The organism is Streptomyces sp. NPDC039424, from assembly GCF_055639495.1.
The window spans coordinates 411576-432889 of the sequence record NZ_JBVKAI010000007.1 but is presented as its reverse complement, the minus strand read 5'-3'; the positions used below and the strand labels follow the sequence as shown (position 1 = coordinate 432889).

Genomic DNA, 21314 nt, shown 5'->3' with positions numbered 1-21314 from the left:
CAGGTGCAGTTCATGGACGCCGCGTATGACGACCTGTGGCCCGGACAGCGACGCACGGCCGGGGATTCCCTGACGCCTCCGTGAGGCGGGACCGCGGGTGAGACGATCTTGCCGTGGCTGGCGTGATCACGGCGTCGGAGCCCTCCTGGATAACCCCGTTCTCCGGGCTGAGCCCGTCCTGCTTCCGCAAGCTGATCACCGCGTTACGCCGCGAAGGCGCGGAGCCGGTGCGCAAAGGCCGTCCCTGGAGCCTGCCGCCGGAGGACCGCGTACTGCTGGTGACTGCGTACCGGGAATCGGCCGTGTCTGGACCTGGAGTTCGGGCTCGGGACAGACCTGCTCGCCGAACCGCACGCGGCCGACGAACTGGACTGAACCCGGGCCTGCGTGGCTGCTGCTTCTCACATCCGCGCGATGCCGACGGGTCGTCGGGAGTCCTTCGGTTCCCCGATGAGGAATTCCAGGCCGACGTCGCTCGCCTTCAGTTTCTCGGAGGCCACGAATCCGTCCGAAGATGCGGCAAGACCATCGGCGGCGCGGGCGTCACCGACGACGACATGCTGAATTACAGCCGACATGGAACCTTTCCTAATCGGCCGAATTCGAGCATTGCAATCTGGCTCCTGCCGGGGGATCGATCAATTAAGTGTGACTGTATGAGTTACTGCTTGCATATTCCCCTGTCGTGGTGAATTGGAGGATGGTGGAGGAGAAATGCTGGACTTCGAGCAGGAGGTTCTTCATGTCCTGTCCACCGTCGGTTGATGCGCGTAAAGCGCTGGATTTTCTAAGGAGCAGTGGTCTGGTCGACCTCAGTGTTCCCCTGGAGCGCGTGGTCGGTCAGGTCAGTCAGCTGGACGACGTCGCAGGCTATGTACTGGCCTGGGAACGCTACGTCCTGGTCGTCGCCAACGAAGTAGCGGACGCCGCCACGCCCGCAGACAACTGACCCACTGAAGAACCACATCAAGGTGACTGCCGGGAGGATTCGGTGATGGAAACAGAAGCGCCCGGCGTCCGGTCATCTCGAAGGCGCGCGGTGGAAGACCGGGCTGTTGCCTGGCTCGCTGCGCGCCGGGCCATGCTGGACCCGCGCACCGCCCAGCCGGACAGGGTGTTATTCACCCGGAAAGCGCTGATCGAGACAGCTTTCCTTGTGGGGTTGCGTGCCCGACTGGATGACACTCCCATCGACGGCGACTACGCAGCCATCCTCGGGCAGGTTTCCGATATTGCCGGTCAGCCGTCGTACCGGGAGATGACCGCGCGGGATGAGCAGGCTCTTCTGCTGTATGCGGGGACGTATGCCGCGTTGCGGCTGTGCGGCCGTGAGGACCCGGAGTTCCGGCGCATTGTCCAGCAGGCGGTGGATGGCGGGTACGCGGCATCGTTCGAGCGGGTGCCCTACCGGCAGCTGGACCTGCTCCACACCCTTCATCTATGCGGCATCGAACACGATCTGCCGCCCATGGACACGGTTCTGCCGTTCACCCTTCTGTGCCGCCGTGCGAACGTCCTCAAGCTGGCCGACCGTGACATCTACGCCATCACGCACACTCTCTTCTACGCGACCGACTTCGGTCAGCGAGAGCCGGTATGGCCCCGCGGCTACAGCCTCGGCACGGCTGTCGGGCTCCTCGAAGCGCTCCTTGTCCTGGCCGAAGCCCGCGCCAACGCCGACCTGGTCGGGGAACTGCTGTGCTGCCTGTACTGCCTCGGCATCAACCACTCCGAGGCCGCAGATCGCGCCTGGGCCTTTCTTGAGACGGTCCAGGAAGACAGCGGACGCGTCAATGGACCCGAGGGCATCATCCACCCCGGCCTCGACAGTGGGGACGAGGACTTCCGGCACTGGGCCGAGGGCTACCACACCACCATCGTCACCGCCCTCGCCGGTCTCCTGGCGCGAAGCCCCCACCGCCTGAACAGACCACGCCCGACCCTGCCAGCTGCGGACGCTCTCCTGGGAACGGCCCTGCGACACGCAGTGGTGTGGCTGTGCGACCAAAGCGTGATGCAGGACCCCCGTGTGGGGCTTGCCGGAGTCACGGCCGCCGCGATCGGGACCGCCGCCATCCAGCAACACCACCTCGCCGGACCGGCCCTGGCGCATTACGCGGCACTGCTCGCCGACGCGCCCCCGGAAGTCTGGCAGGAACAGGGCATGGAAGTCACCGGAGAGTTCGCCCTCGCCCTGAGCGCAGCGGGAGTCAGCTGCCCGTCCCTGGACGACTTCCTCAAAAAAACAGCCGATGTCGTCAGCTCACTGGACAGAATCCCTGCCGACATTGCGGAAGGTGTGCATGGGCTGATCAGCCTCGGTCTCCTCAGCCCATCGATTGCCGCAGCCATCCCCCGGCAGTCCACGGCACACGAGCGACACGCCTTCCCCTTGCAGGCCGCTGTCTCACTACGCGAAGCCACAGAGACCTACCACCTCGGCCAACTCGCCGCCACCATCCGCACCCTCGCCCGGGCCGGATGGGGACAGCACCGCATCACCCAGGACGCCATCGCCTTCCTCACCGCCCAGCAAACCCCAACCGGAGCATTCGGCTACCCCGCCAGCGACAACCCCGCCGCACGGCAGCAGGCACAGTACGCCTGGACCCGAAGTGCAGTAACCGCCCTCGCCACCACAGTCAGGGAACACGCCTCGCTCGGGCGTGGTGGGCGCGGCGGGGGTTCGCGGCACCGATGAGCGCGGCGAGCAGCAGGTAGACGGGCTTGTCGAGAGGATGCTGGTGGACGCCTTCGCCATGACCACTCGCGTGCCTGGACCCGATCTGCGGCCGAGGTGGGCGGGCGAGCCGAAGTCAGGGACAGGGCTTCCGGCTGTCCGCCGCGCTCGCCACGCCCCTGATCCGCGACCTCTACCCGCTCACCCCGGCCGACAGCCTGATCCGCATGCAGACGGTGCCGGCCACCATGATTGGTCCTCGGCATCGCCCGCTCGGGCTTCTCCTACTGGCGCAGGACCGCAGCCGGAAACAGCGCTGGTGGTAAACGACGCATTGGCCTGGTCATTCCGCACCGCCGCGAATGCGGCCAGGCCACATGCCCCGCCCGGCTTCGTGTGGGGCCGGGTCCGCGGCGCGCTCGTCCGGCTCGGGGAGACCGACCAGGAGCAACGTCACGTCATCGTCATGGGCGGACGTATCCGGGATGAGGGCCCCGACCAGGCGGGCTGCGGCCTGATCGAGGGTCTCAGGGTCGGCGGGAGCACCCTTCAGCGCGATGTCGAGGGTTCGGGCGAGGACGTCGATCTGAGTGTCGATGTCAGTGCCTCGCCGCTCGACCATTCCGTCGGTGTAGAGGGCAAGCGTGCTGCCCGGCGGCAGCGGCTGGGTCGCCTCCTGGTAGGGCGGCCCGCCGCCACACGACGCGTCGATACCCAGAGGCACGCTGATCGGTGTCCGCAGCCGCCGGGCCGACTGGTTCGGGAGCAGTGCGATCACCGGCGGGTGTCCGGCCGAGCACAGGGTGACCTCACGGGCGCGTTGGTCGATCACCAGGTAGCAGCAGGTGACGAGCTGGTCCGCCAGGTCGCTGACGAACGCGTCCAGCCCGCTCATGAGCCGGCTGGGCGGCATACCCGTACGGGCCAGGGCGTGGGAGGCGGCGCGCAGCTGGCCCATGACGGCCGCCGCGTCGAGGCCCCGACCCATCACGTCGCCGATGACGATACCGGTGCGGTCCTTGTCCAGAGGGATGATGTCGAACCAATCGCCACCGACTCCGGGGTCCTGGACGGACGCCAGGTACCGGTAGGCGCAGGGCAGGTAGGGCAGGCTGGGCGGCTCGCCCATGAGGCTGAGCTGGAGGGTGTAGGCGATGCGTCGTTGCTGCTCGTAGCGCTTGGCGCGTTCGGCCTCGGCCTGCCTGCGTTCGGTGATGTCCCGGACGGTCAGGAACACCAGCGTTTCCTGTTCTGCTGGGAAGGTACAGACACTCACCTCGACGGGAAACTCGTCGCCGTCGCTGTGCAGTCCGTACAGGCCCCTCTCCAGGACTGCCGGTTTCGGGTCGCCCCGCCGCAGGTAGAGGCGGAGGAGTGTGCTGTGGCGCGGGCGCCGCGGTCCGGGCACCAGGTCGTCGACCTTGGTGCCGACGAGGTCGGCCGGCGCATGACCGAACAGTGGCTCCACCTGTGCGTTGGCCATGAGGATGGTCCCGTCGCCGTCTGTGATCAGGGTGGCGTCGGGTGCGGCTTCCAGTAGCGCCAGGAAGCGCCGGTTGGCCCGCAGGACCTCGCGCTCGGCCGCGACTCGTTCGGTGATATCAGTGGCCACACCGCATACGGCGTAGGGGGTACCGGACGGATCGTCGAGCGGGAACAACGTGGTGAGGAAGTCCCGGTGACCTCCCGGCAACACCAGACGCTCCTCCCGCTGCACAGGGGTGCCCCGCGCCAGCATGTCGAGGTCGGCGGCTCGCGCCTGACGTGCAAGGGCCGGCGACATGACGTCCCGGTCCCGGCGCCCCAGTATCCGTTCGCGGGGCAGGCGGATGCTCTCCTCGAACTTCACGTTGACTGCCAGGAAACGACCGTCGAGGTCCTTGATGAACATCACCGCGGGTGTGTGGTCCATGAACGCCTGCAGCAGTTCGTTCTGGCGCACCTGCCACTCGGCCTGGGCGTGCGCCACCTCGATGTGGCGGCCCACGCTCAAGGCGGCGAAAATGACCGCGGTGAACACGGCCACATGGCCACACACCAGCAACGCGATGCCCAGACGCGTCCCGTACAGCCCCGCGTCCTCGCCGGCCAGGACGCCCCAGCCCAGCAGCAGCGGCGCGACCAGGATGGTGGCGAACAGTCGGCGCCCCAGCGCGCCGGTGGTTCCCGCGTTCATCAGCAAGCCCGCAGGACCTTCGTCCGGCCGGACCAACAAGGCCGCGATGCCCAGCAGCACCAGGGCCAGCGCGGTGTGCAGGGCCATGCCCGTGTAGCCGCCGAACCGTTCCAGCTGAGGCACGTCATAGGCGAATCCGTAGAGCCGGAGCATGCCCAGGGCGAGGACGGCCAGGCCCGGGATCTGACTCGTCCAGACGGGCAGCCGGGGCAGGCTCGCGCACAGGGACGCCATGCTCGCGAGCATCAGTGCCGCAGCGGTGTTCGGTGCCATCCGTCCGGGCGTCCCTGTCGCCACCAGCCCTGTGTCTTTGAACAGGAGCTCATCGATGCCCAGGCCGGCCCCGGTCAGATACTCGACAAGGGTGAGCCCGCCGATCAAGGCAGCCAGGACCGCTCCCGAACGGGCCGCAGTCATCATCCGCAAGTTCGCGGATCTGCGCGCCACCACGAAGAGGGAGAGGCCCAGCGCCGTCAGAGCCACGGCGGTGTTCGATTTCATGGACGCGGCAACGCCTGGCAGCACGCTCTTCAGGACGTCTATGTCAAGGACCCAGCCGGACAGGCCCACCACGCCAAGCGCTGCCGCCACCAAGGCCGCGCCCTGAGCCACGGCACGAGCAGCGGCCAGCGCGGTCTCGTGGAACGGCAGGCCCTCGGCCTGCTCTGCTCCAGGGGCGTCAGGCAGCTCAGCCGCCTGCCGCTCACTATGTGTCACCGAGATCTCATCTTTTTGAAGGGATCCTCAATCAACACCAATCAGCTTAAGTACCACGAAAGATACCTGCCCATGAAAGCGCTCAGGGCGGTGTTCCAGCGCTTGGTCCAGCGGGCCTAACCGCCACAGGTCAGTCTTGCAGCGCGTCCACACCGGCCCCAGCGCCGAGCCCGCCCATGGCGGGGCGCGTCGCGCGGGGCCAGAGAAGTTGGCCGCCGGTCAGGGTGGAGGCCACTCGCCTCGGGCTGCGCTGGACAGTCTGCTGAGCCGAAACGTGGCCACCGCGGTTTCGCAGCGTGCTTACACGGCGGCCTGGCCACGGCCGTACGGCTTCGCGGGCGCCGGGCCGCCCGAGCGCCGAGAGCCGCGGGACGCGGCCTTGACCGCGGTGCCGCCACGGCTGCTAGGTATCCGCCCAGTGCCCGCCTCAGTTCTGCCGAGCAGTCGTTTTGCGTGCGCCGGAGAAGCCCGCTCACCCATCGTGCGCAGCGTGTGTCAGTCGGCGTACCCGCGGGACCTGACCATCCCGCTCTCGCTCCATTCCCCATCCGCTTCCCGGCCAGCTCGACGCAGCCGCACCTCGACATGACCGTCGACGATCCGGGTGTCGAAGGCGGGCTGCGGCGCGGTGGCGGGGCCCCGTACGTTCCAGCCATCAGAGAGCCGGAAGACGCTGCCGTGCCACGGGCACCGGACACACCCGTCGGCGACCGTTCCCTCGGCCAGCGGACCCGCCAGATGGCTGCACCGCTCGGCCAGCGCGTGGATCGTCCCGCCGGATTCCCGGACCACCAGGACCGGCACGTCGTCCACGAGGCGCCGTACGGGCTGCCCGGCCGGGAACTCGGCGACGGCGCCGATCCGGTGCCAGCCGTCCCGGACGACGTGGGGCACCTCTTCCGCGTGGTTGGCACCGGACGCCTGGCGGTAGGCCAGATGGCCGCCCAGCAGGCCCCCCACCCCGACCGCTGTCAGCCCTAGGAAGCCGTACGTCCGGCCCGCCCCCGTACGTCCCTTGAGGCGGCAGACGAGCGAGGTCGCGTACAGTCCCACGGCCGCCCAGTTGGCCATGGCGTGCACCAGTCCCACGCGCGCCTGCTCGCGGTGCAGCTCAGCCCAGTCGACGGCGCCCGCAACCGCCGCGGGCACGGCCCCGGCCAGTCCCACACCGACGAGCAGCCCCGCCTCGCGTGAGCGGCCTGGCCGGGTGTCCAGCACAGCCGCGGAAAGCCAGCTGCCGATCGGCACCTGCACCATCAGCGGATGAACCGGGTGTCCCAGCCACCTGCCGTGCAGCAGGTCCCGGCCGCGCCCCAGCGGCACGGAACGTACCGCCGACCGCAGGGTGTCGATCGTCGGGTCGGCCCAGGACGCCTGTTCCAGACGGTCCAGCAGCCATAGCATTCGGTTCTGCTTCATCCGGCGGTGACGTGACGTCGCAGTCATGGGCGCCGAGTCCCCCACCTGCGCAGACGACAAACGCGGGCGGGACCAGCCGGGAGGTGATCAGTTACCCGGCCGCCATCCCAGGACGACCAGCAGCGGCCGCAAGGCTGTACGGCCGCTCTCGTCCGTGGCGCCACCGAGTCGCATGGGGCCAGGAGCAGCATGCTGTACGCGATCTACGGACCTACGGCACCGGCCATCAGGCGGGAGACGCGGGCTGCTCCCGCGCGTACGGCGTTCTCCAGGTGTGTCTGCCGCTTTTCGAACAGCTCCAGCGGGAAGGAGGTGGCCACAGCTCCCGCCACCTTCCCGGCCGAGTCGAACACAGGCGCCGCCAGGCAGCTCAGGCCCCCCTGGAACTCTCCGACCTCGACGGCCAGTCCCGTGGTGTGGACCCGCTCCAGGTGGCTCTCCAGAAGGTCCGGGGCGGTGATGGTGCGCTCGGTGAGCCGGGTCAGCCCCTGCTGCTGCACGTACTCCCGGCGCCGTGCGTCCGGGAGGGAGGAGAGCATCACCTTGCCGAAGGCCGTGGCGTGCGGAGCCTCGTGGAAGCCGACGTCGAGCGGCTCAGCCCGCGGTGCCGCAGGTGAGTCGACGACCTCGGCGACGACGATCTCCTCATCCCGGAAAACGGTGTAGTACGCGGCGGCCTCGCACTCGTTGTGGATCTCGTTGAGAACGCCGGACACGCCGGGCGTCACCTCGAGTTGCTGACACAGACGCCGGTGCAGACCGGTGAGCTTGTACCCGAGCCCGTAGCCGCGGGACTGGTGCAGCCGGACCAGATAGCCGTCGTGCACCAGGGTGTGCAGCAGGCGGTACGTCGTCGGCAGCGTCAGTCCGGCCCGGCGTGCCACCGCCTTGGCGGTGATGCCGTCGCCGCCGGCCGCCACCGCTTCGAGCACCCTCAGCGCGCGCCGCACCGATCCGAGCAGGTCGCCGGAATCGGCGGCGGAGGTCTCAGGGCCGTACATGGTGCGCCTCCCGAACGGTCCTCGAAGACTGGTTGCCACCCCGGTCGCAGCTCGGACCCAAGGCTGCGGGGGAACATCCGGCAGTGCATCCCGCCGCGGCCGAGCGGTGCCCCGCGGAGCCGCGCCCTGCCGGGTCGGCCGGCAGGGCGCTTTGCTCGGCAGGTGACTGCCTGCCGAGCGCGACGGTCATGCTGCGATGGTACGCAGCCTGTTCATCGCCACGTACAGCTGACCGGCCAGGAAGCCCCCGACCACTTGGGCCAGGAGGTAGACGGGTAGCTGTGACCAGTTCACGGATCCCCCGGCCAGGCCGGACACCACCATGGGTCCCAGCGTCCGCGCCGGGTTGAGCGCCGCGCCGGAAACCGGGCCCACGGCGACGGCGATGGCGAAGACCGCGAATCCGATGGGCAGACCCGCGAACCCGCCCGGAGCCCGCTGGTCCACGACCCCGAAGACGACGAAGACCAGGATGAACGTACCCAGCGTCTCCGCGAAGAACGCCTGTGCGGGGGAGGTCGGTGAGGCGTAGGACGCGACGCCCAAGCCCAGGTCCACGGCGCGGCCGCCGAGCACCGCGATGATCGCTCCCGAGCCCGCCACCGCCCCCGCACACTGCGCCAGCAGGTACCCCGTCACCTCTCTTCGCGGGATCCTGCCCGTGGCAGCCAGCGCCAGGGTGACGGCCGGATTGATATGGCAGCCGGATACATGGCCGATCGCGAATACGGCGGCCACCACCACCATCGCGAAGGCGAAGGCGATCACGCCGAGGTCGGCCATCGTGAAACTGGTCTTCCCGCTCTTCTGCAGCATGAGCGTGGCAGGTATGGAACCCACTCCGAGGAAGACGAGAAACGCGGTGCCAAGGAACTCCGCGAGGAGACGTTGAAGATACGTGTTCTCTGTCATGTCGGTCGCCGGTGGCCGCAGCCCCGACCTCATCCCCTCTTTCGGTGTGTGCAATTCTTTCGGTGTGTGCAATCAGATGTTCCCGGTCCGATACCGGCGAGTTCCCGGTCCGATACCGGCGAATTACGAGGCGACGCGGGCGGGAATGACCCGTCGGCCTCAGGAAGCCGCGCCAGGCACCAGGATTCCTCGGCCTCGCAGCCGTCCCTGGTCCAAGTCGTCCATGGCGTCGTTCACCGCGTCGAGCGGATACGTCGTGGTGTGCAACCGCACTTTCCCCTGGGCGGCGAGCGTCATGAGTTCCTCAAGGTCGTTGTAACTGCCGACGAGGTTGCCGATGACGTTGATCTCGTTCGAGATGATGTCGATGGTCGGAACGTGGACATGCCCGCCGTACCCGACGACGAAGTAGGAGCCCGCCCTGCGGAGCATCGCTACGCCCTGGGCCTCAGTGCCTCGCTCGCCCACGAAGTCGATGACGACGTGTGCGCCCTGACCTGCGGTGATCTCCCGCACGGTGGCCACCGGGTCGCCGTCCGCACGCACGGTGTGGTGGGCACCCAGGGCCTTGGCGAGATCCAGTGCCGCCTCGGAGGCGTCCACGACGACGATCTCCGCGGCCGTCAGGGCCACCAACGTCTGGATACCGATATGACCCAGACCGCCGGCGCCGATGGCGACCACGAAGGCGCCCGGATAGAGGAGCGGCACTGCCTTCCGCACGGCGTGGTAGGCGGTCAGGCCGGCATCGGCCAGCGCGGCCACGTCGGCGGGCCGGAGACCGGCGTCGAGCTTGACGCACGAGCGTGCGCTGGTCCGCATCAGTTCTGCCATGCCACCGTCGCAGTCGATGCCCGGAAAGGCGCTGTTGGCACAGTGCACGTCGTCTCCGGACCGGCATGCGCGACACAGACCACAGGTCATCAGCGGATGAATGATCACGGGGTCGCCGACGGTCAGGTGAGAGACACCGGAACCGACTTCCCGGACCCATCCGGCATTCTCGTGCCCGAGGGTGTACGGCAGCGACACCCCGGACTTTTCCCGCCACTGGCCTTCGATGACATGGAGATCGGTCCTGCACAGTCCTGCCCCACCGATTTCCACGATCACATCCTGAGGCGACGTGATCCGGGGTTCGGGCACCTCTTCGACAATGGGCCGCCGGTCATATTGGTACACGCGTACTGCCTTCATTTCCCGTACTCCTCGTCCGTGAATCCCGTAGTCGGGGTGAGGAGATGGTCATCCGCCCGTAACCACCTGGTCAACGGAGAGAGATGGCTGAGATTCCACCCTCCGAGAAAACAGACATATCCCCGCCCTCTTCATCAATGAGCGGTGAACCGGGCGGTTCCGTGACCTCAACGGGCCAATTACGGCCGACCGAGGTCGTACGGTTGGCATCAGCCGCCTTCATGGCTTTGGTCGCCATGAGCCGTGTCGGCGCGGCATGCGGGTGGCCCGACAGACCGGCTGGGCGTCGGCCCGCCCTTCCTCTGCCGCGCTGAGGCCGAACGAAACGGCGCGCCGCACAACCCGAAGGAGTCCCATGATCTTCATCACCGCCAAGTTCCGAGTCCGCCCCGAGCACGCCGACCGCTGGTCGGAGATCACCGGCGACTTCACCCGGGCCACGCGCGCCGAACCCGGCTGCCTCTGGTTCGAGTGGTCGCGCGGCGTCGCGGACCCGACGGAGTACGTCCTGATCGAGGCTTTCCGCGACGACGAGTCCGGGGCCGCGCATGTGCAGTCCGCGCACTTCAAGGCCGCGCAGCAGACGCTGCCGCCCTACCTGGTCGAAACGCCGCGCATCGTGAACATGACCGTTCCGCAGGACGACTGGTCACTGCTGGGGGAAATGGCGGTTCCCGGTGAGGGCCAAGACGATGGGCCGATCACGTGAGGAGCCGACCGGTGCGGTAGAGCGTCCGCCCGCCGCCAGGTGCAGGAGCGCCACCTTGCTGGGGAGCGCGGACGCCAACCACTCGCCGGTCAGCTCGCGGCCCTGCCGCGGTCACAGCCGGTCCTCGTCGCGATGCGTGCGCCAGGATCCGGAATCGGTGAACGGTCGTGGGCGGCCGACTCGCGCTCGGCCGGGAGCCGGATCAGCGGTGGCCGGGGAACCGCAGGGCGTTCGCCCAGAGCCGGGTGACCGTGGACACGAGTTCCTCGAAGTCCACCGGCGTACGTTCCTCTTGCCCTTCGCCGAGCACGAAGGCGTTGTAGGCCATGACGCTGACCATGCCCGACAGCGCACGTGAGGCCATCATCGGATCCACCTCACGGTCTGCGACGCCCCGCTCCTGCAGGTCTGCGATGCCGCGGGCGTTGCGGCGGATGAACGCATCCGCGCGCCGGCTTCGGAACTCACGGAACTCCGGCTCCACTTGCGCGACTTGCTCAAGCAGTCCCATCAGCTTCGCGTTCCGTTTGTATGCCTTGAGATACGCGCGATTGCTCGCCTCGAGGACCGCGTACGGATCGTCGGTGCTCTGCACCCGGCCCATGCCGGGGTGCATCATGTCCTCCTGCGCCTCCAAGAGGACGGCGGCAAGCACCTCTTCCTTGTTGGCGAAGTAGGTGTAGAAGGATCCCGCCGCGCATCGAGCCTCTTTGGTGATGTCGGTCAGGCGGGTGTCCAGGTAGCCGTCCCGCTCGAACACCTTCCGCGCGGCCGTCACCAAAGCAGCACGTGTCCGCGCTCCCCGCTTCGTCGCCGGCGGCTCACGAAGTTGCGAAAGGGGCGCCATGGGCGGTGCCTTCTCGCTGTCGTCCTCCTCGGGGGCAATGGCATTCATCCCAGAAACTGTACTTGAATCCGACGCCAGGGTCATAAACGCGCCAGTGCGTACTGGGCTCAATAACATGCTCCGACTTGCGTGGATATGGGCGAGCGTTGAGAGCTCGGTGCCGACGGGTCGGGCGGTGAGGAGCGCGACGACCTCCTCGCCGTGGTGGTCGTCGGCAACGCCGATGACGGCTGCCTCGATGATGTCCGGGTGCCCGTAGAGGACTTCCTCCACCTCACCGGGGTAGGCGTTGGGGTCACCGCGGATGATCAGGTCCTTGATCCGGTCGACGACAGGGTAGGGGCGGGATCGATGATCGTCGCGCCGGGGACAGTGTCCAGGACTCCACCTTGAGCGCCGCGGCCGCCGCCTCCGCGACGGCAGGGCGCCGAGGGTGTGCCGCGCGATCGCCGACGAGCACCCGGCGTCGCCGAGGCCGTACTCGACCTCAGCCCCGGGTGGCCATCGTGTTGATCGGCACGACGGCACAGCCCGCGGCCCGGATCCCGAGGTAGGCCACCACGAATGCGGGCACCGCCGGCGCTGCGACCAGCACCCGGTCCCCAGGGGAGAGGCCCGCCGCGACCAGGGCACCCGCGTACCGTGTGCTCGCGTCGCACAGTTGCCGGTAGGTCCACCGATTCGCACCGCCACGCAACACGATGTTGTCGGGGTTGCCGGCCGTGTGGCGGCTGACAGCATCGAATACGCTGGCCGTGGGCGGTGACGATCGGGGGCATGACCGATCTCAGTGCGCCCGATCGGTCGATCGATGGATCGGTCCGGCGGTGATGCTGAAGCGTTCGGCGAGTTGGCGTCGGGTGTCTGCGGCGCTGGTGTGCAGTACACCCCCGATTCCGATCCGCTCCGCTCCGTCGAGGTTCTGCTGCAGATCGTCGATCATGACCGCCTCCTCGGGGCCGATGCCGAGGCGTTCACATGCGATCGCGTAAATCCGCCGGGAAGGCTTGCGGATCCCGACCTCGGCGGAGATGACGACCACGTCGGCCACAGCGGCGAGGTCGACGCCCTCGTAGGTTCCGGTCCCGAACGAATTGGATACCAGCGCTACGGCATACCCGGCGGCGCGTAGATCATCGAGCAGAGCGAGCATGTCCTGGTCGATCGAGATTCCCGCTTGCATCCGGGCTGTGAGCCCCTCGGCCGCCACGTCGGCGCCGTGGGCGCGGAGGCGCTCGGCGAATCCTCGCTCGAAGGCTTCGGTGTCGATACGGCCGCACTCGTGGTCGGCCAGAAGGGTGCGTGATGGCTGGTCCCGGCTGAGGAGGTCCAGCGGCAGGCGCGGGTCGCCGCCGAGCGAGGCCCCGAAGTCGGTGAATGCCCGCAACACACTGGAGGTGATGACTCCGCCGAAGTCCACGAGGACCGCGGTTCGGGCCTTTTCCACCATGTTCGGCATGGTTCCATACCTTTCTCTCCCGGCCGGCTTGCCACTGGCCAACGCGACGGCAGCCATGGTCCGTCGGCTCTCGTGGGGCGGACCCCTCTACATCGATTCCGCGACGCCGACAACCTCGGCCTGACAGAGGAGGCAGGGCCGCCGACAGCCAGCAGGGCGAGCCGGTTGCCGCGAGTACCGCTCCCCCAACTGGCCCTTGCTGCCAGCGTCCAGCAGGGACGCGAACCTCAGGCGACCTCGAACAGTCCGGCGGCGCCCATTCCGCCACCGACGCACATCGAGATCACTACGTAACGGACACCGCGGCGCTTGCCCTCGATCAGGGCGTGCCCCACCAGGCGGGCGCCGGTCATTCCGTACGGATGGCCGACCGAGATTGCGCCGCCATTGGCGTTGAACCGCTCCGGATCGATGTTCAGTTCGTCGCGGCAGTACAACGCCTGGGAGGCGAACGCCTCGTTGAGTTCCCACAGGCCGATGTCGTCGATGGCGAGGTTGTGCTGCTTCAGCAGTTTCGGAATGGCGAACACCGGACCGATCCCCATCTCGTCCGGACCGCAACCGGCAACGGCCATGCCCCGGTATACGCCGAGCGGCTCCAGTCCGCGGCGCTCGGCTTCCCTGGACTCCATCAACACCGACGCCGAAGCCCGTCCGACAACTGCGAGGAGTTGCCCGCCGTCACGCTGGACAGCGTAGTCACCTGGCCGTCCGGCAGCACCGGCGCCAATCCGGCCAGGCCCTCGAGTGTGGTCGACGCGCGGTTGCCCTCGTCCCGAGTCAGGGTCACGGCCTCGTCCCGCACCTCTCCGGACTGCTTGTCGAGGACTTTCTTGACGCTGTCGAGCGCGACGATCTCCTGGTCGAACCGGCCGGCCTCCTGGGCCTCTGCGGTGCGCCGCTGTGACATCAGCGCGAACTCGTCCTGACGTTCCCGGCTCACGCCGTAGCGTTCGGCGACGATCTCCGCCGTGTGCAACATCGGCATGTAGATACTCGGCTTGTGCTCGACCAGCCAGGGATCCGCCATGCGGTGGGTGTTCATGTGGTCGTTCTGCACCAAGGAGATCGACTCGACACCGCCACCGACGGCGACCTGCATGCCGTCGCCGACGATCTGCTTGGCGGCTGTCGCAATCGCCATCAGGCCCGACGAGCACTGCCGGTCGATCGTCATCCCGGAGACGCTGTCCGGAAGCCCGGCGCGGAGAGCGGCCTGGCGGGCGACGTTGAACCCGGCGGACCCCTGCTGCACGGCGCAGCCGAAGATCACATCCTCGATTTCGCCTCCCTCGAGCCCGGCGCGCCGCACCGCGTGAGAGAGGGCATGGGCGGCGAGTTCCTGCGCCTGGGTGTCGTTGAACGCGCCGCGGTAAGCCTTTCCGATCGGCGTCCGTGCCGTCGAAACGATGACTGCTTCCCTCATGTCGCCTCACTGGTTCCTGTAGGTCCGGATCGTCCGAGAACTTCGGGATGGGAATCCCGAGCTCCGTGAGCCGGGATCAATGGCGGTAGGCGGTGCCGAAACGCCGACTCGGGCGCTGCGAGCGGTCTTGCCCGCCTGTGCCGTCATCAATGGCATGCGCATGGCCACAGCGCTGACGGCCGCATCCCGGTTGGTTATAGTTGAATCCGGCGTCATATTCAACCTCGCGCTCGGGACACGTGGAGTGCGTGGGTCGGCAACCAGGCGTGGCAGCAACCGGCCAAAAGAGCTGTGCCGGCCTGCCGTTGCGAGAAGGCGCACTCTCGAGACCTTGACAATTGGATGCCGCACCTGGAAGCTGACCGACCAGTCGGTATGAAGGGGTGGATCGTGACCGAGGTGCGCATCTCCACCGCCGCGGGCGCGTTCGACGCCATCGTGGCGGGTCCGCCCGAGGGCCGCCCGGTACTGCTGCTGCACGGCTTCCCGCAGACGGCGCTGGTGTGGCAGCGGCAGATCGCGGCGTTGGCCGCGCACGGCTACCGAGTGGTGGCACCCGACCAGCGTGGGTACTCCCCCAGCGTCCGCCCCGAGCAGCCCGAGGACTACCGCATCAGCGTCCTCGTCGACGACGTGGTCGCTATCACAGAGGAACTCGGCTGGGCGGCGTTCGATCTGGTCGGCCATGACTGGGGCGGCGCGGTGGCGTGGTGGACCGCCGATGGCCACCCCGGCCGCATCCGTACCCTGACGGTTGTCTCGACCCCGCACCCCCGGGCTTTGGCCACCACCCTCCGCACCGACCGGGATCAGCGCGAACGCTCGCGCTACATGATCGACTGGCGCGAAACGCCCGCGACGGAAGAGCGCATGCTCGCGAACGGCGCCGAGGAACTTCGCGCTTTCTATTCCGGAGAGGTCCCCCAGGCCAGTGCCGAGGCCTACGTCCGGCACCTGTCCCAGCCGGGCGCTCTCACCGCGGCGCTGAACTGGTACCGGGCCGGTCGCCCCGACGGCGCGATCGGTGTCATCGACGTGCCCACGCTGTACGTCTGGAGCACGCAGGACAGCGCGTTCGGCCCGGCGGCCGCGCAGGAGACCGGGCAGTGGGTCAGCGGGCCCTACCGGTTCGAGACCCTCCAGGGCGTCAGCCACTGGGTCCCCGAGGAGGCGCCCGAGACGCTGAGCCACCTGCTGCTGTCACACCTGCAAGCGCACGGCGCGTACTGAACCACTACGAATACCCCGCTTGTCGGCTCTCCGAAAAAGGTGAACCCATGAAGTCAGCGCGATCGGCCTGGCGCCGGCTCGAGCCCGTGCACGCCATGATCTACTTCGTCCCAGAGGCAAGGCGACGGTACGCGGACCTCGGACTGAACGGACGCGCCGGGTACTTCGCCTCCCGAAGCGCCGCCTTCGGCCAGGCCTCCGCTGAGCTGGTCATCTCGACCTTCTACAACTTCAACCCCGATTTCGTGCGCAAGGCGGTCAGCGGGGTCTGGGACACGGCGACGCCGCAGCAGGTGCTGGACGCGCGGCACGCCGCCGCGAGCGAGGCGCTGCGACGAGCCGGGATCCACGAGCTACCCGCTTTGCAGGAGGTCCTCGCGCTGACCCGCCGAGCCGCCGAGGCAGCCTGCGAACGGTCGCAGGGACGCCCGCTGTTCGCCGCGCACGCCGCGCTGCCCTGGCCGGAGGAGCCGGTACTGCAGCTGTGGCACGCCCAGACGCTGCTCCGGGAGTTCCGCGGAGACGGACATGTCGCATGCCTGCTGAGCGAGGGCGTCGGAGGCCTGGAGTCCTTGATTCTGCACGCCGCCACCGGGGACGTTCCCGTCGACTTCCTCAAGGCCAGCCGCGCATGGCCCGAGGAGGAGTGGGCCGACACCGAGGAGCGCCTGCGCAAGCGAGGTCTCCTCGAAGGCGACTCCCTCAGCTCGGAAGGCGTACTCCTGCGCCAGCACATCGAGGAGCGCACCGACCGCCTGGCTCTTCCCGCCTACGCCGTCCTGGGAGACGCCGACTGCGAACGCCTCGCCGAACTCGCGAGCCCCTTCGGCCACGCCGTCGTGGAAGCCGGCCTCCTCAAGCTCGGCTGACAGCGCCTGCCGGGTCCTCGAGCGTGCGTGCGCAGCATGTCGTAGTGGTTGGAGCGCGGCGAGGTTGAGCTGCTGAGCGACAACGGCGGCTGGTTCGGGGCGGGGGCCAACACCGGACACTCCGGGCCGGCGCCGGCCGTGCCTGGACGTCTCCAGGCACGGCCGGAATGAAAAGGCTCAGCCCAGCAACTCAGTGCTGTTGAGCGGTTCTCGCCGCTCTTGTCCATTGATGCGGTGCCGTTCGATGGACCAACGCCGGTACGCCTCCCAATTCGTCGGCGGCGCTGCCGACCCGTCTCGTTGTCCGCTCGCACGTCCACGATCTGGTGCGTGAGGGAGGCCAGGGAGGCGGCCGCTGGAGGCCCTGCACCCCCGCAACCGACCCGTCATCATCTCCGGCACGAACACCAAGATCTTCGCCATCGCGGCCCGCGCGTTACTCGTCGGTTACTGCTCACCGCCCTTGGCCACGGCTGACCGAGTGATGCCGAAGAGGGTGTGGAGAGCGCGAGCAGGGTGAGAAGGCTGAGCAGCACGTTGGACCGGTGCGTGGGACCGTCGGCAGTGCCTTCGGCAGCGATTAATTGACCCATGATTTCGGCCCTGTAATGCACCATGCCGCAGGTCTTTCGGCTCCCTAGAGTCGTAGTCATGACGACGAAGAAGCACGAGACCACGCAGGCCGCGGAGTTCGCCCCGGTCCTCACCCGCGCCGCCGACGCCGAGACGACCCGAGACCCCAGCAGTGTCATGACACTTCTCGCGGACTCCGGCCACACCGGCGGGCGGCTCACCAGCTATCGGTCGACGTTCGCCGAAGGCGCGGTCGGAGCACCCGCCCACCTGCACACCAAGGCGTCCGAGGCGTTCTTCGTGATCGACGGAGCGCTCCAGGTGCTGGTGGGCGAGGAGATCACCGTCCTGGAGGCGGGCGACTTCCTCGTCGTGCCGCCGCACACCCCGCACGCCTTCGCCGCGGCGCCCGGCAGGACGGCCGACGTACTGTTCGTCTTCACCCCGGGCGCCGGACGCTTCGACTACCTGCGGCTCCTCGGCCGGGTGATGCGCGGCGAGGCCGACCCGCAGGAGATCAAGGACTCCTCGGAGCGGTTCGACAACCACTACGTCGACAGCCCGGCGTGGCGCCAGGCACTTGCCGCGCGCAGCTGAGCCTGCCCCCGGCACGCCCCGAAAGGGGCGCCGGACCGTGGCGTTGTGCGGCTCCGCCGAGCGGGCGCGACCAGCTATCCCCCGGGGAGGTCACCGGACTGTCCGCGCCCGGCAACGCGTCCGCTGGCTCGATCAGTTCGTCACACGTGCGGCCAGACAGGCGTAGCGGCCGTCCCGAGAGCGTGACTCCTCCGCGAACGCATCCCGCCAAGACATCGTGTTGCGGCAGACGCACCCCTGCGGCCTTCGTACCGATCGTGTGTCTCCGTGACGGAGTACATGATCGTGCGGGGGTCGTCCGCCTGCATGGCAAATGCCCAGGTGGTGATGGCGTACGAGCTGCTTTCTCCCGGCCGGAAGGCACTCGGCCCCGTGAGGGCCGACGTACGGTCGAGCAATGAAGACCACTGCAGACGATGCGACGGTTCTTGGCATGGCGGGGACCGTTATCTACCGACTGGCGGGGCCCGAGGACGGCGACGCCCTTGCCAGGCTCGACGGATCGTTCACGACGGATACTGTGTTCGAAGTCGCCGTGACGGACGAGGGTTTCAGGATCTGTCAGACCCCGGTGGAGCCTCCGATCCCCAAGGTCTTCCCTGCTGAGGACGACAGTGACGACGATGGCGATCCCGGGCTGCGCCGGACGGTGGTCGCCTTCGACGGGGACGAGTTGTGTGGGTTTGTGGAGACCTCTTTCGATACGTGGAATGCGCGCCTGACCATCTGTGACATTGCAATCTCCCCAGTGTGGAGGGGCAGGGGGATTGGGCGAACCCTGATGAATCACGCCTTCGACTTCGCGAGGGAATGCGGGGCAGGGCATGTGTGGCTCGAGGTCAGCAACATCAACGCTCCCGCCATTCGCGCCTACCTCCGGCTGGGCTTCGCCTTCTGTGGGCTGGACACTTCGCTCTACGACGGCACGGAGTCGGCTGGTGAACAGGCGCTCTTCATGGTCCGGTGGATGCGCTGAGCGAGCTCTGTCAGAGCGCGCCAGAGGTTGAAGAACAACCTCAGGGAGTGATTGGAACGGAGGCCGGCAGCGCCGTCGGCCTGCCCGATGACAGCGCCTGCCGCGAGCGCTGCGGCGGCCAGACGACGGGCAGCGGCAGAAGCGGAAACGGACACGAGGCCCGCCGCTGGTACAGGCACACACCAGCCCACGCCCTTCGCGAAGGTCGCGCACGGGTCGCCCGCTGCCTACTGACCGGCTCAGCGCATTGCGTCACCGGAGTCCGGCGCGCAACGACTACCACCCTTTGGGCGACGGTGGGAACCATCCCAGCCCATCTGACGTGCAGGTATATAAGTGCCTGTGATACGGGATCGCGGGTGGACGACAGGGGAACGGTGTCGATTCGGGACGATGTCGAGGAGTTCGCGGCGCTGCTGCGCCGGCTGAAGGACCGCACGGACCGGAGCTACGGCTCGCTGGCCCGCCGCCTCAACATGAACACCTCCACGCTGCACCGGTACTGCGCGGGCGAGGCGGTACCGCAGGACTTCGCGCCCGTGGAGCGGCTAGCGGCCTTCTGCGAGGCGACACCGGAGGAGCGGCTCGAGCTGCACCGGCTGTGGCTATCGGCGGTGGCTGCTCGGCAGCGGGTGCGTACGGCCGGTTCGGCGGAGGCGGCCGTTACGGCACCGGCGCCGGACACGGACGTGGCACTCGTCGAGGGGAGCAGCTCCGCGGAGCAGCCCGGGGACGATCCTGACCCGGACGAGCCCGCCCCCTCCCCCGCTCCCCGCCCCTGGTTCCGCCGCCGACGGGTCCTGACGTCCACCGCCGTCACCTGCGCGCTGCTCGCCACTCTGGGCAGCATGTCCGCCCTCTCGGACGACCGCTCCTCCGAGGCGGACGCCTCCCGCTCTGCGAGCCCGCGGACGCCCGCCCCCGACACACCCCACCCCTCGGCGAAACCGTCGGCCACCGCCTCCCCCTCCCCTTCCCGGAGCTCCGCGTCGCCCGGCCCGCGGCGGAAGGCACCCGCCCCGTCCGCCACCGGCAGCGGTCCCACCTCGGCCGCGAGGCCGTCCACCGGCCTGCCCCTCGCCTGGAGCGTCGACTCCCTGGTCTGGGACAAAGGCTGCGGCCACGACTACGTCATCGACAAGCCACCCGCGCAGGTTCCTCCGCCACCGGTGCAGCAGGACGCCGGGGCGTGGGCGGCGACGCAGGGCGCGGTGCACGGGCGGCAGACGAAGGTGCAGATCTCGGTGCAGGGGCGGTCGTCCACGGCCGTGGTCCTGAAAGCGCTCCGCGTCCGCATCGTCAGCCGCGGCAACCCGGCCGCGGGGAGCGCGTACGCCATGGACCAGGGCTGCGGCGGCGAGCTCACGCCCCGCCGCTTCACCGTGGACCTCGACGTCGACCGCCCCATCGCCCGCCCGAAGGACGGCGCCGACAGCGAACACACCATTCCGTCCATTCACTTCCCGTACCGCGTCTCCGCCGAGGACCCGGAGGTGCTGCTGGTCGACGCGACGACACAGACCTACGACGCCCGCTGGTACCTCGAACTCGACTGGTCCTCCCAGGGCCGCACCGGCACGATCCGCATCGACGACCACGGCCGCCCGTTCCACACCACCAGCATCAAGGGAATGCCTCGCTACTGGTACGGCACGAACGACGCAGGCGGGCGTGCCTGGGTCCCGTACGACAGCTAGGGGCTTTCGTCTGGACGATCGGGCGGACCGGAGGAAGATGCCGGCGAGGTAGAGGGTCGCGGTCTTCTCGTAGCGGGTGGCGATGCCTCGCCACTGCTTCACGCGGTTGATGCACCCGCTCGACGGTGTTGCGCTGTTGGGGAGGTGAGTCGCGACACGTTCGCGGCGACCTTGCCGTCGACCAACTCCGCCCGCCAGTGCATCCACCACACCACCGGGCTGTGCGGTTGGAGGCACCACCAGAAGCCCAAGGGCAAGTACGAGACCGCCAAGTGCAAGGACGCCTCGCTGTCCTACTCCCGGCACTCGCAGGCCCAAGGATGGCCTCCCTGCCGTGAAGTTGGGCGCGGCGACCCCGCAGACTTTAGGAGGCAGGGTTCCACTGCTTGTTCTGCGGGGCCGCTGCTTCGCTCGCGTACCCTGTGGTGCGTCCGATAAGCCCGATCTCTTCCGGTCTCCAAGCTGTTGTCTTCTCACAGGTGTGGGGCCCGGCCGTTTCCGGCCGGGCCCCACACCCTTGTTCTTTCGCGCTCGGCGTGCCCCTCACGCTCAGGCGCTTTCGTCTACCAGCGGTACCAGCGGCCCCTTCGGCCGCCGCTGTCCGCGGACCGGACGACGAAGCCCAGCAGCCACACGATGAGCACGATCACCGCGATCCACCACAGTGCCTTCAGCGCGAAGCCCGCACCGAAGAGGATCAGAGCCAGCAGAAGAACCAGAAGCAGGGGAACCATCGTTATCAACCTCCTGGCCATCGGATGCCCTTACTTCAGCCCTACAAGCACACAAAATATGAGTTACTTCCACTGGTTGAAGGGCATGCGTGCGC

At 68.3% G+C, this 21314-nt stretch carries 19 protein-coding genes and 2 pseudogenes; 9 read left to right on the top strand and 12 right to left on the bottom strand.

What is annotated here, in order from left to right; translation table 11 throughout:
* Window positions 1-113: 113 nt before the first annotated feature.
* Window positions 114-290 (top strand): annotated as a pseudogene (locus ACZ7L0_RS21070) (IS5/IS1182 family transposase); the annotation flags it as partial.
* Window positions 291-401: 111 nt separating this feature from the next.
* Here the strand turns inward: ACZ7L0_RS21070 and ACZ7L0_RS21065 are convergent.
* Complete coding sequence (locus ACZ7L0_RS21065; RefSeq protein ID WP_471244012.1) at window positions 402-578, bottom strand: hypothetical protein; 177 nt, start codon at window positions 576-578, stop codon at window positions 402-404.
* Window positions 579-742: 164 nt separating this feature from the next.
* Here ACZ7L0_RS21065 and ACZ7L0_RS21060 point away from each other — a divergent pair, with 164 nt between their 5' ends.
* Window positions 743-949 (top strand): hypothetical protein, encoded by a 207-nt coding sequence (locus tag ACZ7L0_RS21060; RefSeq protein WP_471243991.1) that lies wholly within the window; start codon window positions 743-745, stop codon window positions 947-949.
* 45 nt (window positions 950-994) lie between these two features.
* Window positions 995-2701 (top strand): DUF6895 family protein, encoded by a 1707-nt coding sequence (locus tag ACZ7L0_RS21055; RefSeq protein WP_471243990.1) that lies wholly within the window; start codon window positions 995-997, stop codon window positions 2699-2701.
* A gap of 322 nt (window positions 2702-3023) precedes the next feature.
* Here ACZ7L0_RS21055 and ACZ7L0_RS21050 read toward each other — a convergent pair whose 3' ends face one another.
* From ACZ7L0_RS21050 to ACZ7L0_RS21030, 5 genes are all read right to left on the bottom strand, one after another.
* Window positions 3024-5468, bottom strand: a complete 2445-nt coding sequence (locus ACZ7L0_RS21050) for a SpoIIE family protein phosphatase (protein ID WP_471243989.1) — start codon at window positions 5466-5468, stop codon at window positions 3024-3026.
* Window positions 5469-6068: 600 nt separating this feature from the next.
* Window positions 6069-6992 (bottom strand): Rieske (2Fe-2S) protein, encoded by a 924-nt coding sequence (locus tag ACZ7L0_RS21045; protein ID WP_471243988.1) that lies wholly within the window; start codon window positions 6990-6992, stop codon window positions 6069-6071.
* A 203-nt stretch (window positions 6993-7195) separates the two neighbouring features.
* A complete protein-coding gene (locus ACZ7L0_RS21040) occupies window positions 7196-7993 on the bottom strand; it encodes an IclR family transcriptional regulator (RefSeq protein WP_471243987.1) in 798 nt (265 codons plus the stop codon).
* 186 nt (window positions 7994-8179) lie between these two features.
* Window positions 8180-8905, bottom strand: a complete 726-nt coding sequence (locus ACZ7L0_RS21035; RefSeq protein WP_471243986.1) for an MIP/aquaporin family protein — start codon at window positions 8903-8905, stop codon at window positions 8180-8182.
* A 159-nt stretch (window positions 8906-9064) separates the two neighbouring features.
* Complete coding sequence (locus ACZ7L0_RS21030; RefSeq protein ID WP_471243985.1) at window positions 9065-10102, bottom strand: NAD(P)-dependent alcohol dehydrogenase; 1038 nt, start codon at window positions 10100-10102, stop codon at window positions 9065-9067.
* Between the two features lie 355 nt (window positions 10103-10457).
* Between ACZ7L0_RS21030 and ACZ7L0_RS21025 the strand changes: the two genes are divergently transcribed.
* Window positions 10458-10811: a putative quinol monooxygenase gene (locus ACZ7L0_RS21025; protein ID WP_471243984.1), complete on the top strand. Its 354-nt coding sequence runs from the start codon at window positions 10458-10460 to the stop codon at window positions 10809-10811.
* Window positions 10812-11013: 202 nt separating this feature from the next.
* Here ACZ7L0_RS21025 and ACZ7L0_RS21020 read toward each other — a convergent pair whose 3' ends face one another.
* From ACZ7L0_RS21020 to ACZ7L0_RS21000, 5 genes and pseudogenes are all read right to left on the bottom strand, one after another.
* Complete coding sequence (locus tag ACZ7L0_RS21020) at window positions 11014-11931, bottom strand: TetR/AcrR family transcriptional regulator (protein WP_471243983.1); 918 nt, start codon at window positions 11929-11931, stop codon at window positions 11014-11016.
* 214 nt (window positions 11932-12145) lie between these two features.
* A pseudogene (locus tag ACZ7L0_RS21015) lies at window positions 12146-12376 on the bottom strand (AMP-binding protein); the annotation flags it as partial.
* 69 nt (window positions 12377-12445) lie between these two features.
* Complete coding sequence (locus tag ACZ7L0_RS21010) at window positions 12446-13117, bottom strand: HAD family hydrolase (protein ID WP_471243982.1); 672 nt, start codon at window positions 13115-13117, stop codon at window positions 12446-12448.
* 227 nt (window positions 13118-13344) lie between these two features.
* Entirely contained in the window at window positions 13345-13749 is a 405-nt protein-coding gene (locus ACZ7L0_RS21005; protein WP_471243981.1) for a hypothetical protein, read from the bottom strand.
* Window positions 13749-14543, bottom strand: a complete 795-nt coding sequence (locus ACZ7L0_RS21000) for a thiolase family protein (protein WP_471243980.1) — start codon at window positions 14541-14543, stop codon at window positions 13749-13751. The genes ACZ7L0_RS21005 and ACZ7L0_RS21000 overlap by 1 nt, the downstream gene beginning before the upstream one ends.
* A 390-nt stretch (window positions 14544-14933) precedes the next feature.
* Here ACZ7L0_RS21000 and ACZ7L0_RS20995 point away from each other — a divergent pair, with 390 nt between their 5' ends.
* The 5 genes from ACZ7L0_RS20995 to ACZ7L0_RS20975 all read left to right on the top strand — a co-directional run bounded on the left by ACZ7L0_RS20995 (window position 14934) and on the right by ACZ7L0_RS20975 (window position 20485).
* Window positions 14934-15773, top strand: a complete 840-nt coding sequence (locus tag ACZ7L0_RS20995) for an alpha/beta fold hydrolase (RefSeq protein WP_471243979.1) — start codon at window positions 14934-14936, stop codon at window positions 15771-15773.
* Window positions 15774-15820: 47 nt separating this feature from the next.
* On the top strand, window positions 15821-16642 hold the full coding sequence (locus ACZ7L0_RS20990; protein WP_471243978.1) for an SCO6745 family protein: 822 nt from the start codon (window positions 15821-15823) through the stop codon (window positions 16640-16642).
* A 651-nt stretch (window positions 16643-17293) separates the two neighbouring features.
* Window positions 17294-17812: a cupin domain-containing protein gene (locus ACZ7L0_RS20985; protein WP_471243977.1), complete on the top strand. Its 519-nt coding sequence runs from the start codon at window positions 17294-17296 to the stop codon at window positions 17810-17812.
* 397 nt (window positions 17813-18209) lie between these two features.
* A complete protein-coding gene (locus ACZ7L0_RS20980) occupies window positions 18210-18788 on the top strand; it encodes a GNAT family N-acetyltransferase (protein ID WP_471243976.1) in 579 nt (192 codons plus the stop codon).
* A gap of 377 nt (window positions 18789-19165) precedes the next feature.
* On the top strand, window positions 19166-20485 hold the full coding sequence (locus ACZ7L0_RS20975; protein WP_471243975.1) for a helix-turn-helix domain-containing protein: 1320 nt from the start codon (window positions 19166-19168) through the stop codon (window positions 20483-20485).
* A 563-nt stretch (window positions 20486-21048) separates the two neighbouring features.
* On the opposite strand, the gene ACZ7L0_RS20970 is transcribed toward ACZ7L0_RS20975, so the two are convergent.
* Entirely contained in the window at window positions 21049-21219 is a 171-nt protein-coding gene (locus ACZ7L0_RS20970; RefSeq protein ID WP_055705189.1) for a DUF5670 family protein, read from the bottom strand.
* Window positions 21220-21314 lie beyond the last annotated feature (95 nt).

Coding starts and splice junctions, on each gene's coding strand:
- ACZ7L0_RS21065 (WP_471244012.1), bottom strand. CDS start 578: ATGTCGGCTGTAATTCAGCATGTCGTCGTCGGTGACGCCCGCGCCGCC.
- ACZ7L0_RS20980 (WP_471243976.1), top strand. CDS start 18,210: ATGAAGACCACTGCAGACGATGCGACGGTTCTTGGCATGGCGGGGACC.
- ACZ7L0_RS21045 (WP_471243988.1), bottom strand. CDS start 6,992: ATGAAGCAGAACCGAATGCTATGGCTGCTGGACCGTCTGGAACAGGCG.
- ACZ7L0_RS21000 (WP_471243980.1), bottom strand. CDS start 14,543: ATGAGGGAAGCAGTCATCGTTTCGACGGCACGGACGCCGATCGGAAAG.
- ACZ7L0_RS21035 (WP_471243986.1), bottom strand. CDS start 8,905: ATGACAGAGAACACGTATCTTCAACGTCTCCTCGCGGAGTTCCTTGGC.
- ACZ7L0_RS21005 (WP_471243981.1), bottom strand. CDS start 13,749: ATGGAGTCCAGGGAAGCCGAGCGCCGCGGACTGGAGCCGCTCGGCGTA.
- ACZ7L0_RS20970 (WP_055705189.1), bottom strand. CDS start 21,219: ATGGTTCCCCTGCTTCTGGTTCTTCTGCTGGCTCTGATCCTCTTCGGT.
- ACZ7L0_RS21040 (WP_471243987.1), bottom strand. CDS start 7,993: ATGTACGGCCCTGAGACCTCCGCCGCCGATTCCGGCGACCTGCTCGGA.
- ACZ7L0_RS21055 (WP_471243990.1), top strand. CDS start 995: ATGGAAACAGAAGCGCCCGGCGTCCGGTCATCTCGAAGGCGCGCGGTG.
- ACZ7L0_RS21025 (WP_471243984.1), top strand. CDS start 10,458: ATGATCTTCATCACCGCCAAGTTCCGAGTCCGCCCCGAGCACGCCGAC.
- ACZ7L0_RS20985 (WP_471243977.1), top strand. CDS start 17,294: ATGACGACGAAGAAGCACGAGACCACGCAGGCCGCGGAGTTCGCCCCG.
- ACZ7L0_RS21030 (WP_471243985.1), bottom strand. CDS start 10,102: ATGAAGGCAGTACGCGTGTACCAATATGACCGGCGGCCCATTGTCGAA.
- ACZ7L0_RS20990 (WP_471243978.1), top strand. CDS start 15,821: ATGAAGTCAGCGCGATCGGCCTGGCGCCGGCTCGAGCCCGTGCACGCC.
- ACZ7L0_RS21060 (WP_471243991.1), top strand. CDS start 743: ATGTCCTGTCCACCGTCGGTTGATGCGCGTAAAGCGCTGGATTTTCTA.
- ACZ7L0_RS21010 (WP_471243982.1), bottom strand. CDS start 13,117: ATGCCGAACATGGTGGAAAAGGCCCGAACCGCGGTCCTCGTGGACTTC.